The 14,500-nt window shown below is 61.2% G+C and carries 11 protein-coding genes; 8 read left to right on the top strand and 3 right to left on the bottom strand.

Annotation, left to right across the window (positions count from 1 at the left end; all coding sequences use genetic code 11):
- Window positions 1–67 precede the first annotated feature (67 nt).
- Window positions 68–1,318, top strand: coding sequence for a zinc metallochaperone AztD (gene aztD, locus ACE03M_RS13750; protein ID WP_485934503.1), 1,251 nt, complete (start codon window positions 68–70; stop codon window positions 1,316–1,318).
- 81 nt (window positions 1,319–1,399) lie between these two features.
- On the opposite strand, the gene ACE03M_RS13745 is transcribed toward aztD, so the two are convergent.
- Complete coding sequence (locus ACE03M_RS13745) at window positions 1,400–2,206, bottom strand: FadR/GntR family transcriptional regulator (RefSeq protein ID WP_485934501.1); 807 nt, start codon at window positions 2,204–2,206, stop codon at window positions 1,400–1,402.
- Between the two features lie 193 nt (window positions 2,207–2,399).
- Here ACE03M_RS13745 and ACE03M_RS13740 point away from each other — a divergent pair, with 193 nt between their 5' ends.
- Together ACE03M_RS13740 and ACE03M_RS13735 are read left to right on the top strand one after the other, a co-directional pair.
- Window positions 2,400–4,109, top strand: coding sequence for an L-lactate permease (locus ACE03M_RS13740; protein WP_485934500.1), 1,710 nt, complete (start codon window positions 2,400–2,402; stop codon window positions 4,107–4,109).
- Between the two features lie 83 nt (window positions 4,110–4,192).
- Complete coding sequence (locus ACE03M_RS13735; protein WP_485934498.1) at window positions 4,193–5,461, top strand: alpha-hydroxy acid oxidase; 1,269 nt, start codon at window positions 4,193–4,195, stop codon at window positions 5,459–5,461.
- A gap of 48 nt (window positions 5,462–5,509) precedes the next feature.
- Here ACE03M_RS13735 and ACE03M_RS13730 read toward each other — a convergent pair whose 3' ends face one another.
- Window positions 5,510–8,017: an excinuclease ABC subunit UvrA gene (locus tag ACE03M_RS13730; RefSeq protein WP_485934496.1), complete on the bottom strand. Its 2,508-nt coding sequence runs from the start codon at window positions 8,015–8,017 to the stop codon at window positions 5,510–5,512.
- A gap of 742 nt (window positions 8,018–8,759) precedes the next feature.
- Here ACE03M_RS13730 and ACE03M_RS13725 point away from each other — a divergent pair.
- Together ACE03M_RS13725 and ACE03M_RS13720 are read left to right on the top strand one after the other, a co-directional pair.
- A complete protein-coding gene (locus ACE03M_RS13725) occupies window positions 8,760–9,605 on the top strand; it encodes an abortive infection family protein (protein WP_485934494.1) in 846 nt (281 codons plus the stop codon).
- A 73-nt stretch (window positions 9,606–9,678) separates the two neighbouring features.
- Window positions 9,679–10,410 (top strand): hypothetical protein, encoded by a 732-nt coding sequence (locus ACE03M_RS13720; protein WP_485934492.1) that lies wholly within the window; start codon window positions 9,679–9,681, stop codon window positions 10,408–10,410.
- Between the two features lie 224 nt (window positions 10,411–10,634).
- On the opposite strand, the gene ACE03M_RS13715 is transcribed toward ACE03M_RS13720, so the two are convergent.
- Entirely contained in the window at window positions 10,635–11,363 is a 729-nt protein-coding gene (locus tag ACE03M_RS13715; RefSeq protein ID WP_485934490.1) for an SDR family NAD(P)-dependent oxidoreductase, read from the bottom strand.
- A gap of 97 nt (window positions 11,364–11,460) precedes the next feature.
- Between ACE03M_RS13715 and ACE03M_RS13710 the strand changes: the two genes are divergently transcribed.
- The 3 genes from ACE03M_RS13710 to ACE03M_RS13700 are packed head-to-tail and all read left to right on the top strand — an operon-like array spanning window position 11,461 to window position 14,482.
- Entirely contained in the window at window positions 11,461–12,606 is a 1,146-nt protein-coding gene (locus ACE03M_RS13710) for a DUF993 family protein (RefSeq protein ID WP_485934488.1), read from the top strand.
- 2 nt (window positions 12,607–12,608) lie between these two features.
- Entirely contained in the window at window positions 12,609–13,436 is an 828-nt protein-coding gene (locus ACE03M_RS13705) for a sugar phosphate isomerase/epimerase family protein (protein WP_485934486.1), read from the top strand.
- The gene (locus ACE03M_RS13700) at window positions 13,433–14,482 is read left to right on the top strand and encodes a LacI family DNA-binding transcriptional regulator (protein ID WP_485934484.1); all 1,050 of its coding nucleotides are present in this window, start codon (window positions 13,433–13,435) and stop codon (window positions 14,480–14,482) included. The genes ACE03M_RS13705 and ACE03M_RS13700 overlap by 4 nt, the downstream gene beginning before the upstream one ends.
- Window positions 14,483–14,500: the final 18 nt, after the last annotated feature.

Below are 14,500 nucleotides of genomic sequence, written 5' to 3'. Positions count from 1 at the left end.
GAGCCACGCGACCTCGCAACACCACAGAGCACGGACACACCATCATGGAAATAGGGAAGAGAGAAGAATGAGAACACAACGAACCCTGATCGCACCACTGGCTGCGAGCGCGGCCGTCACCGCCCTCCTGCTGAGCGGATGCGGCACCACCGGTGCGGAGGCCGACCCCGACAGCGGCGAGCAGGCGGGCACTGCGGAACCCTCGGACGCCGAACAGGTCGAGGAGACGCAGGCACGGCTGATCGCCACCTATGACGGCGGCATCCTCACTCTGGACGCGAAGACGCTCGAGGTCATCGACGACACGAAGCTCGAGGGCTTCAATCGGGTGAATCCGGTCGGCGACGGGCGACATGCCATGGTGTCGGTGGCAAACGGATTCCAGCTCTTCGACGCCGGCGTCTGGACCGAAGAGCACGGCGACCATACTCACAGCTTTGCCGGCTCACCGCAGCTGACCGACAAGGTCTACGAAACCGATACCCCAGGTCACGTCGTGCGCCACGGCGGTTCGACAGTGCTCTTCGGCGACGGCGACGGGCGTATGCAGATCTTCGACACCGACGCCTTCCACGATGGTGCACCCGAACCCGAAGTCAAAGAGGCAGAGGAGGCACACCACGGTGTGGCGGTGCAGCTGGAGAACGGCAACATGCTGCACACCATCGGCAATGAAGAGGAACGCTCGGGAGCGAAGGCCGTTGATGCCGAAGGCAAGGAGATCGCCCGCAACGAGGACTGCCCGGGCGTCCACGGGGAGGCCGCTGCCCAGGATGAGGCGATCGCTGTCGGCTGTGAGGATGGGATCCTCTACTACAAGGGTGGGAAGTTCACGAAGGTCGACTCCCCGGACAGCTATGGTCGGATCGGCAATCAGGCAGGATCCGATGACTCGCCGGTCGTGCTCGGGGACTACAAGGTCGACGAGGATGCCGAACTCGAACGTCCGGAGAAGGTCACACTGACGAACACCGAGACCGGGAAGATGAAGCTCGTCGACCTCGACTCCTCATACAGCTTCCGTTCCCTGGGCCGCGGACCCGAAGGCGAGGCACTCGTGCTCGGCACCGACGGCAAACTCAACGTCATCGACCCGGAGTCCGGCAAGATCACCGACTCGCACCCGGTCACCGAAGCATGGAAGGAGCCTGTCGACTGGCAGCAGCCCCGGCCGACGCTCTTCGTGCAGGGGGAGAAGGCCTATGTCTCCGAACCGGACAAGAGCCAGCTCCACATCGTGGATCTGGCCACCGGTGAAGTCGAGAAGACCGCCGAACTGCCTCACGCCAGCAACGAAGTCACCGGTGTGACCGGCTGAGGAAGATCGTCGGGGAACCGTCTCGACGAAGGAGCAGTGACGGTGGGGTCGAGTCGTTGAGCTCGATCCCACCTCTGGCATTCACCTGGGTGGCGCAGGCTTCTGGGTCATGTGCGGCAAGGCTGCGGCGGCCGAGCGGATGTGATCTTCGGTCAACTGCACCGCGTGGTCGGTGTCGCGGTCGACAATGGCCCGCATGATGGCGTGATGCTCCCCCTGCAGCTGCGCCATCAGGGCACGTGGATCATCGACCTCGTGAAATGCGATGAGGATGGGGCGGCGCAGGGATCCGCGGATGGCCTCGGTGAGATCGGAGAGCAGCTGATTCTCCGAGGCGCGGGCGATGGCGACGTGGAATGCGGTGTCGGCGTCGTTGAAGGTCTCGAGACTCACGCCGGGAGTGTCCATGATCGCCAGCGAAGCGTTCATGCCAGCCAATGCGTCGTCGTGGACCCGGCCTGTTGCCAGTGCGGTGCTCGAGCGCTCCAACTGGATGCGAGTCTCGATGGCTTCCTGGATGCTGAAGTTCGCCAGAGCCACATGCAGGCGCAGGAACCGAGTCAGCGCCTCCTTGGGCATAGAGGCGATGAAGGTGCCCGCCGATTTTCCTGAGCCGACATTCGAGACGATGACGCCGAGTGACTCCATGACCCGCAGGGCCTCACGCACGGCGGCGCGGCTGACTTCCAGCTTGGCGGCCAGCTCCCGTTCCGAGGGGAGCGGATCGCCGACAGTGAGCGACCCGGTCATGATCTGCTCCTCGATCGCATTGATCACGAGTTCATGGGTGCTCGACTTGGAAACCGGCCTCCACTCTGGTGTCTGTGGTGCAGCTGCGGCTTGACCGGCAACTGAGTTGCGGGCCTTGCTGACTGATTCATTTGGCATGATTACTCACTTTTCGCACCCGACCATCATTTCATGAGTGTGATCTTGACCCGGATCACATTGCGCCATACACTCACTTTAGTGGTCTGACCACACAAAGGACATACTGAAGCCCATCGAGTATGCATGTTCGGGCGCGTTCAACGTCGAAACGCAGACGCTGCAGTCGAGCACCGACCGTGCAGGAGAAGATATGTACACTCCTGAAATAGCCCCACTTGCAGACAGCCTCCTGTGGTCATCGCTGGCTGCGCTGCTGCCGCTGCTGACTATCTTCGTCACCCTCGGGTTCTTGAAATGGAAGGCCCACTGGGCAGGACTGGCGGCAGTCATCGTCGCCCTGATCGTGGCCATCTTCGTCTACGGCATGCCGTTCGGGCTGGCCGGCCTCTCGGCCAGCCAAGGATTCGCTTTCGGGCTGTTTCCGATCATGTGGATCGTCATCACCGCCATCTGGCTCTACGAACTGACGGTGAAGTCAGGACACTTCGAAGACCTCAGATTGGTCATCAACGTCATCTCCGATGATCCTCGCGTGCAGGCGATCCTGGTCGCCTTCTGCTTCGGGGGACTGCTCGAAGCCCTTGCCGGTTTCGGTGCCCCGGTTGCCATCACCGGTGTCATGCTCATCGCAGTCGGCTTCACCGCCATGCGAGCAGCAGTCGTCGTGCTGGTGGCCAACACCGCTCCGGTCGCCTTCGGTGCGATCGCCATCCCGATCATCACGGCCGGCAACCTCACGGGAATCGACTACAAGGAGATCGGTGCCATGGTCGGTCACCAGACTCCGTTGCTGGCCGCCGTTGTGCCGCTGTTCCTCATCTTCCTCGTCGACGGCAAGCGCGGTCTGCGCCAGCTATGGCCACTTGCTCTGGTCGTCGGAATCGTGTTCGGGGCAGCACAGTTCGTCTCTGCGAACTATCTCTCGGTCGAAATGACCGACATCATCGCCTCGCTCTTGGGCCTCGCCGCTGCAGTGATCATGCTCCAGTTCTGGAAGCCCGTCGGCGGCCGGGACGCGCTTGACAAGATGGCCGACGAACGCAGTCGGGAGAAGGCCAGCGCGCCCGATGCCGGTGGAGCAGCCGCAGCCGTGGCGACCTCCGTGGACACGAAGACATCGGTGGACACGAAGACGGCACCTCTGACCGGCAGGCGGGTTTTCATGGCACTGTGCCCGTATCTCATCGTCATTGTCATCTTCTCTGCTGCCAAGCTCATCCCGGTCATCGACACCTGGCTGGCGGGCACCGATATCAAGATTCCGTGGCCGGGCCTCGACGGGAACATCCTGAACGTTGCGGGGGAAGTGTCGACGAGCACGGTCTACAGCTTGCAGTGGCTGTCCTCGCCGGGCACGATGTTGCTGGTCTCGGGAATCATCGTCGCCGTCGTGTACAAGATGACCGCCAAGGACGCGTTTCAGGTCTTCGTCGACAATGTCGTCAAAATGCGCTTCTCCATCCTCACCGTCGGGCTCGTGCTGGCGCTCGCCTACGTTATGAACCTCTCGGGACAGACGATCACTATCGGCACATGGATTGCTGGCGCTGGAGTGCTGTTCGCCTTCCTCTCGCCCATTCTCGGATGGTTGGGTACGGCAGTGACCGGATCCGACACCAGCGCCAATGCGCTCTTCGCGACCCTGCAGCAGACGGCCGCGACGAAGGCGGGGATCGATCCCGTCCTGTTGGTGGCCGCCAACAGCTCCGGCGGTGTCGTGGGCAAGATGATCAGCCCGCAGAACCTCACCATCGCAGCTACAGCGGTCGGGCTCCTCGGCCAGGAGTCCGCGATCTTCCGCCGCGTCATCTGGTGGTCGCTGGGTATGCTCGTTGTCATGTGCCTGCTTGTCGGACTGCAGTCGACGATTCTGTCCTGGATGGTCCCAGAGGGAGTGTGATCAGCGAACTGACGAATAATACTGACGAATCAGACCTGACGAATCAGACCTGACGACGAACCGAAGAGAAAGAGGTACCGCACATGGTCAAGAGACAACTGCCCAATCCGTCCGAGATCTTCGAGCTGATGAAGTTCAAGAAGTTCGAGCTCGACTCACGGAAGCGCCGTCTTGAATCGGCATTCACGATCGAGGATCTGCGCCAGATAGCCAAGCGGCGCACTCCCGCCGCCGCGTTCGACTACACAGACGGCGCAGCGGAGGGGGAGATCTCGATGGAGCGCTCGGTGCAGGCCTTCCAGGACATCGAGTTCCACCCCTCCATCCTCAACGATGTCTCGCAGGTCGATACGACCACACAGATCCTCGGAGGCAGTTCGTCGATGCCCTTCGGCATTGCGCCCACGGGGTTCACTCGGCTGATGCAGACCGAGGGCGAGACCGCCGGTGCCTCTGCAGCCGGTGCAGCAGGCATTCCTTTCACCCTGTCCACTTTGGGCACAACCTCGATCGAGGACGTGAAGAAGGTCAACCCGAATGGGCGTAACTGGTTCCAGCTCTACGTCATGCGCCAGCGGGAGATCTCCTACGGTCTGGTTGAACGGGCGGCTGCGGCCGGCTACGACACCCTCTTCTTCACCGTCGACACCCCGATCGCAGGCGCTCGACTGAGGGACAGTCGCAACGGATTCTCCATCCCACCGCAGCTCTCGCCGAAGACCGTTCTCAACGCGATTCCGCGTCCCTGGTGGTGGTGGGACTTCCTGACCACGGAGAAGCTGCAGTTCGCGTCTCTGTCCGAGACCGGCGGAACTGTCGGCGAGCTGCTCAACTCGGCCATGGATCCGTCGATCGATTTTGACGACTTGGCCACGATCCGTGAGATGTGGCCGGGCAAGCTTGCGATCAAGGGCGTCCAGACTGTTGCCGATGCCAGGAAGCTTGCCGATCTCGGCGTCGACGCCATTGTGCTGTCGAACCACGGCGGACGTCAGCTCGACCGCGCCCCGGTTCCCTTCGAACTGCTGCCTTCGGTGGCGAAGGAAGTCGGCAATGACCTCGAGATCATCGTCGACACGGGCATCCGCGATGGTGCCGACATCGTCGCGGCAATGGCCTTGGGTGCGGATTTCACGCTCATCGGCCGCGCCTACCTCTACGGGCTCATGGCCGGTGGCAGGGAAGGCGTCGATCGCACGATCGCGATCCTCAGCGAACAGGTCGAGCGGACGATGAAGCTGCTTCAGGTCTCAAACGTCGCCGAGCTCAACCCGAGCCATGTGACCCAGCTGCGCAGGTTCAGTCGGGACGCTCAACTGGACGGTGCGGACCCGGACACGAAGTCCGTGTGACCGCTGTCTGAGCTGGCAGTGGTCTTCGCCTCGGAGACCGCTGCCAGCTCACCCGCCGAATGCTGGTCGGAGGGACGTCTCCTTCGCCAGATATCGTCCCGTGGCGCTGTCTTTGTCATCGGCGACCTGGTTCGGAGTGCCCGCGACCACGATGCAACCGCCGTCCACTCCGCCTCCCGGGCCCATGTCGATGACATGGTCGGAGTTGGCGATGACATCGAGGTCGTGTTCGATGACGACGACGGTGCCTCCCTGATCGACGAGTCGCTGCAGGACGCCGATGAGCACTCGTACGTCCAAAGGATGGAGCCCGATGGTGGGCTCGTCGAACACGAACAGGGTGCCGGTCTGCGTCCGATCGAGTTCTGAGACGAGACGCAGACGCTGCGCTTCACCGCCTGACAGGGCCGGAGTCGCCTCGCCGAGGGTGAGGTACCCCAGCCCCACCTCTTGCAGTGCCCGCAGCCGTGTGGTGACCTTCCTCAGGTCGGCAACTTGCCCGGCAGCCTCGGCGACGGTCATTGCCATCAGCTCGGGCAGCGCAATCTCACCGTCAGCAACGGGACGGCGATGAACCTCGGCGTCGGGGCCGTAACGCCGACCCCCGCAGTCGGGGCAGGCGATGTCGACGTCGGGGAGGAACTGCACGTCGAGCGTGATCTCTCCCGTTCCCTCGCAGCGCGGGCACCGCAGAGAACCGGTGTTGTAGGAGAAGTCCCGGGCGCTCAGACCAGCGGCCTTCGCCGAGTCGAGTTTGGCATAGGCACGCCGGAGCTCATCGAGGATGCCCGAGTATGTGGCGACGGTCGAGCGGACATTGACCCCGATCGGGGTGGCGTCGACGACGCTGGCCTTCTCGATTCCGGCACCCTCGACCGAGGTGACGTGTGAGGGCAGGCGGGCTTGATCCGTTGCACGGAGTGCGGGAATGAGGCTGTCGAGAACCAGCGTGCTCTTCCCGGATCCGGACACCCCGGTGACAGCGGTGATCCGTCCCCGGGGGACCGTGACATCGAGCGCATGCACGGTGTGGATGGGGGAGGTGCGCAGCCTGATCGTCCCCTTGTCGAAGACCTGATCGGGCGCCGCAGAAGTGCGGACAAGGCTGTCTTCTCTTCCGGTGAGGAACCCGCCGATGAGGGAGTCCGGATTGTCGCCGAGGCTGGCCACCGTTCCGGTGGCGACGACCGTCCCGCCGTCGTTGCCGGAACCGGGACCGATCTCGATGAGATGATCACAATCACGCAGCACGAGAGGGTCATGGTCGACCATGACAACGGAGTTGCCATCCTCGAGCAGGTCGGAGATGACCCCTTGGAGTCCGCGTATGTTCGAGGGGTGGAGGCCGATCGAGGGCTCGTCGAGGACATAGAGGACCCCGGTGGTCTCGTTTCGTACTGCTCGCGCCAGCTGCACGCGTTGGCGCTCGCCGGTGGACAGTGTTGATCCGGCACGATCGAGCGAGAGATAGCCCAGGCCGAGGTCGAGCAGTCGCTTCGACATGTGCCCAAGCGTGCTGGTCAGTGCCTCGGACATCGAGCGCATCGTCTTCGGCACGGTGTCGGCGACAGCCGTGGCCCAATCGGCGAGTTCGCTCAGGGTCATGGCGGTGACATCGGCGAGATTGAGATCGCCGATCTTCGGCAGCAGCGCTGCAGGTGCGAGTCGGGTGCCGTGGCACGTGGTGCAGGTGTGTTCGGTGAGGAACCGGCTCACCCGGGACAGTCGTTTCTCATCAGTGGCGCGTTTGAGCTCCTCGCTCACGGTCAGTCGCGCATTGCGGAAGGTGAAGTCGAGCTCGTGCAGACCCTTCTTCGAGGTCACAGCGATGTGCTTCTTCTCTTCCGGGCCATCGAAGACGATCGCCTTCTCCTCGGCGCTCAACTCCTTCCAGGGGATGTCCGTGCGGACGCCGAATTCGCGCGCGATCTGCGGTTGGACGTTGAAGCCGAACATCTGCCATGGAATCACCGTTCCATCGTCGATGCTTATGTCCTCGTCACGGATCAGGGAGGCATCGTCGACCTTGCGCACAATGCCTGTCCCTTCACATGATGGGCAGGCTCCCACCGAGTTGAAGGCCAGATCCTCTGCTCCTGGAGCGTGAACGTTCGCTCCGCAGCTCAGGCAGGCGAAGGGCTCCTCTGCCGCGACATTGAGCGTCGGTTCCTGTCGGTGGCCGTTCGGGCAGACATGTGATGCCAGGCGCGAGAACATGAGCCGGACGACGTTGAGCAGTTCGGTGGACGTGCCGAAGGTCGACCTGACGCCGGGGATGCCCGGGCGCTGTCGCAGAGCCAGAGCGGCAGGCACGTGGCTGACCCGGTCGACGTCGGCACGCGGTGCTTGGCTCATCCTGCGGCGCGTATATGTGGACAGCGCTTCGATGTAGCGCCGAGAGCCCTCCGCGTACAGGACTCCCATCGCCAGGGACGACTTGCCCGAACCGGAGACACCGGCGATGCCGACCAGCCGACCTAATGGGACGTCGACATCGATGTTCGCCAGGTTGTGCACGCGGGCGCCTCGAATCTCGATCATCTGGTGATTGCTCATGTCCCCATTCTCGCCGCACATTGTCGCCGCGCGAGGGGCTGATCGCGATGAGATCAGCATGGTCCTCATGCCGACCGCAGACGGAGAGACCCAGACGAACTCCCTGTACGAAGGCAATGACAAGTGCTCTGCGCCGATGCCGGATCAGTTCGCATTGAAGAACCTCAAGGATCTGGTCGAAGGGCAGCAGAGAGCTGTAGGATCTCGCCGAACTTGTCAGCGGCGTACCTCACTGACCTGCGGTGTGACAGAACCGTGAGACGCCATCTGTCTCACTAACTTGTCAAAATCCTCCGACTCCCTCGCGGAAATAGGCGCAGACAAGGCGGCGCAACCATCCCAATAGGGGCATTCTTCCCGCAAGCCCTGCCCGCATTTTCACGAGTTCGCGGTGACAAGCGACCACGAGGGCCGGAGCAGAAGGGCAGATGCTGTGCGCGACGCTCACGGGCACAGACAAGACACCCGGAAAAGGCGCACTGGTGGGAGACGAAGCCAGGATTAGCTACGGTGGGAGAATGTCTACCGCCTTAACGTCGCATGCTTCCCACAGTCACCTTTTTAGTGGTGCACAGTGGGTGGTTGAGAACCCACAACCACCCACGAAGGGCGGATGCTCCAGCGCTGACAGCACAACATCACGGCGAAGAGTGTCGCACAGAGCTGGTTCTACGTCGATGGCGGCACCGTCCATCTGGACCGGGTCCACTCCGCGCATCCCGACGAGACCGAGTAGCCCGGCATGAGACTCTTCACTCCGCGGGTGATGCGGCTGCTCGCCGACCAGCTGACTGGGACACCCGTGCGCGAGATCGACGCCTTATTCGACGACCGCGGAATCACCCTCGGCCCGCCGCAGCCGCTGGAGAACGACGAGAGCGTACGGCGCGAGCGGATGCGCCGCTACCTCGCGAACCTGAACTTCGACGATTCCGCCGACACCCAGCGGTTGACCGAAATCTTCAGCGACACGCTGCAGAAGATCATCCAAGACAACTCGACCGGCTGGGGCAGCAACGACGGGCTGCGGGACAAGTGGGTCCGAATCCTGCGCGAGGACGGCTTCGACGTTGACGATGCCACCGGCACCGTACGCATTGGAAATACCGGGGCCCGGCTGACCGATCACGCGCTCAACGCCCTCCCGGACCCGCGGACCATCCACGATCACTTGCGCAGGCTCGGCGACAGCGTCGACACGGATCCGCGGCTCGCCGTGAGCACTGCCAAGGCGCTAATCGAATCGACTGCCAAATGCGTGCTCACCGCCCGCGGACAGAGCTACACTCGGGCGGCGAAGGTCCCCGCACTGGTCAACGCCGCCCAGGAATCGCTCGGCCTCGCTCCAAAGTCGGTCAGCGACGAGGACCGCGCACTGCGCCAGGCCCTGCAGTCGCTAATTACCCTCACCCAGAGCGTGACCGAGATTAGGAACAACGTCGGCATCGACCACGGAACCGAGGAGGTGCCGAGATGGGTTCGCCCCCGCCATGCCCGTCTCGTCGTCGGAGCGGCTCAGGTTTGGTGCCAACTCATGCTCGAGACACTCGCCGACCCTGATGCGCCCTGGCGGCGCTCGGAGAACTGACTGTGCTGGGAAAAGTAAAACCCCGGCGACATCGCTACGAAAAGCGAGGGGTCATCCGGGGTGTTCATAGACAATGATGTCAGATGAGAAGAGTCGGCGCAACACCGCCGCCGGCGGCGACGACATACAGGTGGAGGACTCAGTGACCGACCCGACTCACCGCGCCTCAGTTGAACGCTACGTCACTCAGGCACGCCTGGGGCCCTACCTCGCCGAAGTCGAAGACGACTACGCACGCGCAGAGGAACTGTACATCTGGAACCTCCGGGCCAGCGGCGTATTCCACGAGGTGCTCGGCGTCTTCGAGGTAACACTGCGCAACGCCCTGTGCGAGGAACTCCGTCAATGGCACGGCAAGAGGACGGGCACCTGGCTCGACGACCCGACGACAGTGTTTGACGATCGGAGGATCGAGCAGATCGAGGAAGCCCGCAGGCTCCTCGTCCAGCGTGGGAAGCCGACTACCGAGGGGCGCGTCGTCGCCGAGTTGTCCCTGGGCTTCTGGCGGTTCCTACTCTCTAAGCGATACCAAAACACCTTGTGGACCCCTCACTTGCGCAGGGCGTTCCCAGGGATGAAGCCCCAGAAACGTGAGGTCGTCTACGGACATGTCGAAGCTCTGCTCACACTACGCAACCGGATCGCCCATCACGAGCCGATCCATCGCTTCCCGCTAGTCAACCTCCACGACCGGATGCTGCTGGTCAGCGCGTGGATCGACCCGGACATATCCACCTGGCTCGCCGGTCTGAGCCGGCTGCCGTCATTGCTCGCGACACGTCCTGGCTCAGGCACAGAAGCTTAAGCACCACAGAGTGGCGATGTCTCGCGACGCACGACTTAGCCTGCGAGTTCTGAAGCTAACTCCGAAGCTAAACCCACGCGCTCCGCACGTTCGTGCAAGATTGGCTCCCTATAGGAGCGATTCCAAACTCACTATCTACGTACTCTGATTGCTGGGGGCGTCCTATGCCAGTGCTCGGTTTCCAAGCGCGCGCCGAGGAGTCGCATTGGTTTGCGGAGATACATTTACGTTGCGCAATAGCCGCCATCGACGGGAAGCACGGTGCCCGTGATGAATTTAGCCTGAGAGGAGGCCAAGAACAGTACGGCGGCGGATACATCATCAGGAGTTCCGAATCGCCCGAGAGGCGTGCGGGCGATGTGCCGATCTCGAACGTCTGGTTGGGCAAGATTCTGCCTGGTCATATTTGTCATTATGTATCCCGGGGCAACGCAATTTACACGAATCCCTTTATCGCCTAACTCGGCAGCGAGCCCTTTAGTGAGCTGGGTTACGCCACCCTTCGTAGCACCGTACGGCACGATCCCGGGGACACCAATCGCTGCAGAGAGCGACCCGATATTGACAATGTTTCCTTCAGATTCGATCAAGGCGGGCAAGACGGCCTGAGTCACCAAGAGCATCCCGGTGAGGTTGACCGAGAGCAGTCGCTGCCACTCTACGAGCGAAATTTCTGCCGCAGGCTTTCGTACCTGAATACCTGCCGCATTGACAATAACGTCCAATTGCCCAGTTTCGTTCATTGCGGCGTCCGCCATGGCTCGTGTCGACTCCTCATCGCTGACGTCGACTGCAATCCATTTTCCCGAACTCGACAGCGCTGGAGCCTGAATATCGGCACGGACAACGGAGGCGCCTAGTTCTTCGAACCCGTCTGCTACGGCTCGGCCGATACCCCCGCACGCCCCAGTCACGAGCACCGTCTTTCCGTCCCAGTCCTGTCTCTGCTGCATCCTCAACACCTTTGGTAAGCGGTTTCCTTCATGTCCAATGTAGCGTTGTGAATAGACTATTGACAACTGGTAACCGGTTTCCGTAAGGTCTCCAACTATGACGAAGGAGACATGCAAAGACGCACTCGCGAGGCTAGGCGAGCAAGTACCGGCATCGCTTGTCGCGAAGTCGACACCGCCAGTGAGCCGCTCTGTGTTTGCCGCCGCTCATGTTGTGGCCGATCCGTTGACTGCTTGTCAGGTCGGTGGTGCAGCAGCGATCGATTGGGACACCACGCTCCGGTTGCGCCACGAGATCTGGAGCCACGGTCTCGGAGTTGCAGAATCGATGGACACTGCACAACGGGGTATGGGCATCAGTCCCTCTGCGGCAATGAAACTTGCGCAACGTACTTTGGCAGAGGACCCGCGTGGCGGAGCTGGGGTTCTGGTCGGCATTGCCACCGATGAAATTGATGATCGAGAGACCTCGTTACGTAAGATAGGTGACGCCTATCTTCGTCAACTCGAAATCGTTGAGAGCCACGGAGGGCGCGCAGTTCTGATGGCAAGTCGACAGTTGTGCGCTGCCGCGAAAAGTCGTGAAGACTACTTACAGGTCTATCAACGCGTGATCGACGCGTCCGATGGTCTGGTTCTCCACTGGCTAGGAGATGTCTTTGACCCAGCGCTCAAAGGCTACTGGGGAGCCAGTGACTATGACGCAGGGATGTCAACGGTTGTCGACTTGATCAAAGCCAACGAAGTGAAAATCGCAGGAATCAAGGTTTCCCTACTTGATCCACAATATGAGCGTCGCTTACGCAGCGAGGTCCCTTCCTCGGTATCCGTATTCACAGGTGACGACTTCAACTACGCAGAGATGATCGCCGGCGACGGCCACAACCACAGTCACGCGTTATTGGGTGCTTTTGCCTACCTCTCTCACTTCGCCTCGGCCGCATTCGATCGGCTCGACTATGGTGATCGTGAAGGGTTCCTGCGCATTATGGAACCGACCCAAAGTTTGAGCCGAACCGTGTTCGAACGCCCAACGCCGTATTACAAAACCGGCATAACCTGGCTGGCATATCTGACTGGACGGCAAGACCATTTCAGAATGCTGGCCGGATTGGAGAGTGGCAGAAGTATCGAGCACCTACTACGCATCATTCGCCAAGCAAGCGACATCGGGCTGTTCGATGACCCAGAATTGGCCCAGAGGCGAGCTCAGTCGTACTTCGCCGCACAGGGGCTGATCTAGCAATGCCGATCTATGGCCCCAGCCTCAACTCCGCCACAGTCGGCCAGATACAGCTGCCGGAACTCATCGAGACCGCCATCGCGAATGGGTTCGCCGCGCTGGGATTGTGGAGGCAGGTCTATGCAACCCTGCCGCTCGAGCAAGCATCCCGAATGCTCGGAAGCTCAGGCCTCAAAGTCTCCAGCATCTGTCGCGGAGGAATGTTCACTCACGGAACGCACACCGAGGAGATTGAGGCTTGGGATGACAATAGGAAAGCAGTGGAAGAAGCTCACGCGCTCAACGCCGACTGTCTCGTGCTCGTCTGCGGCGGGGCTTACGACGGAGATTTCCCAGCTGCTCGCGACCAGATCAGCGAGGGCATCGCACGACTCGCTCCGTTTGCCGCCGAACACGAAGTCCGACTGGCAATCGAGCCAATGCACCCGATGATGGCTATCACGCGATCCGCGATCACAACACTCGCTGAAGCAAACAACATCCTCAATGAGATTCAGCACCCCAACCTCGGAATCGCCGTTGACTCCTACCATGTCTATTGGGATCCACAATTGCGTTCAGAACTGATGCGCGCTGGAGAGTCAATCTTCGCTCTTCAGCTCAGCGACTGGGTCTCGCCTGTCGAACATGAGCTTCGAAGCCGAGGGATGCCGTGCGAAGGGTCATTGAAACTAGCAAGTTTAGTCAAGAACGCGCAGGAAGCCGGGTACCGTGGATATGTCGAGGTTGAAGTCCTCAGCGACCGCTGGGATTCACGCCCAGTATCGGACTCTGCATATTCCGCTCGTGAAGGGCTCGCTCGGCTGGATCTGATGGAGGCAATAGCGTGAGTCCTGAAACATCGAAATCACGTCCCAACGGACAGGCGACCATCCGAGACGTGGCCGAGGCGGCGGGGGTCTCTGTTGCCACTGTGTCGCGAGTCATTAATGGATCGCGTCCAGTCAATCCAGACCTTGCCGAACGAGTCCAGCAGGCAGTTGCCAACCTGCGGTACCGTCCAAACTCCATTGCTCGAGGGCTCTCCAACGGCAGTGGCCGCCACATCGGAGTGCTGGTACCTCAACTGTCGAATCCCTACTTTCCTGAAATCCTTGAGCGACTGAGTCGACTGGCGATGGAAGAAGGTCATCGCCTCCTCATCGCTGACGGGGATTCCTCGCCAGAGAGCGAAGCCTTGGCAGCCAAGGAGCTTCTCCAGTTCGTAGACTCATTGGTTCTGATCTCGCCACGGATGAGCAGCCAGGCTTTGCAAGAGCTCTCAGGATCAACGACTCCGATTACCATCGTCAGTCGCCAGGAACCAGGGCACAGTGCTCCAGCCGTCATCACGGATAACATGCGATCGATGACTCGACTATGTGGTCATCTCAACAACCTCGGTCATCGCAAGATTCTCTATCTCAGCGGGCCGGCAGAATCATGGCAAGACGAAGATCGGTGGCGCGGGCTCGAAGCTGCACAAGATCTTGGAATGAGCGTTGAACGAGTCGAAGGCAGCGGTCTCGCAGATGATGGCTTCGCCGCGGCCGACACAGTCATCGGCAGCGGAGCCACCGCGGTAGTCTGTTTCAACGATTGGATGGCTCTGGGCCTAATGAACGGTCTCGCCGCCAAAGGAGTCCGCTGTCCCGAGGATATCTCGATCACCGGTTGTGACGACATCGCCCTTGCGGCCTATTCGTACCCGCGATTAACAACAGTGCGGATCGACAAGCGAGCATTGGCTGATGCGGCCTGGGCCTGCGTTCGAAGCCAGCTTCACGATGAGTTACCAGAGATGCTCACGACCATTCACTCCGAGCTCAAGCTCAGAGAGTCGACAGCTGTGCCTCGCGCCGGTGAAATCACCGTAACCGAAAGTATGGCGAGCTAGGCCTGGACTGACTCACCT

The sequence above is a fragment of the Brevibacterium sp. AGC70 genome (genome assembly GCF_057334195.1).
The sequence above is the reverse complement of the archived record's forward strand: the minus strand, read 5'-3'. Positions and strand labels throughout refer to the sequence as shown.

Coding starts and splice junctions, on each gene's coding strand:
- aztD (WP_485934503.1), top strand. CDS start 68: ATGAGAACACAACGAACCCTGATCGCACCACTGGCTGCGAGCGCGGCC.
- ACE03M_RS13745 (WP_485934501.1), bottom strand. CDS start 2,206: ATGCCAAATGAATCAGTCAGCAAGGCCCGCAACTCAGTTGCCGGTCAA.
- ACE03M_RS13740 (WP_485934500.1), top strand. CDS start 2,400: ATGTACACTCCTGAAATAGCCCCACTTGCAGACAGCCTCCTGTGGTCA.
- ACE03M_RS13735 (WP_485934498.1), top strand. CDS start 4,193: ATGGTCAAGAGACAACTGCCCAATCCGTCCGAGATCTTCGAGCTGATG.
- ACE03M_RS13730 (WP_485934496.1), bottom strand. CDS start 8,017: ATGAGCAATCACCAGATGATCGAGATTCGAGGCGCCCGCGTGCACAAC.
- ACE03M_RS13725 (WP_485934494.1), top strand. CDS start 8,760: ATGAGACTCTTCACTCCGCGGGTGATGCGGCTGCTCGCCGACCAGCTG.
- ACE03M_RS13720 (WP_485934492.1), top strand. CDS start 9,679: ATGATGTCAGATGAGAAGAGTCGGCGCAACACCGCCGCCGGCGGCGAC.
- ACE03M_RS13715 (WP_485934490.1), bottom strand. CDS start 11,363: ATGCAGCAGAGACAGGACTGGGACGGAAAGACGGTGCTCGTGACTGGG.
- ACE03M_RS13710 (WP_485934488.1), top strand. CDS start 11,461: ATGACGAAGGAGACATGCAAAGACGCACTCGCGAGGCTAGGCGAGCAA.
- ACE03M_RS13705 (WP_485934486.1), top strand. CDS start 12,609: ATGCCGATCTATGGCCCCAGCCTCAACTCCGCCACAGTCGGCCAGATA.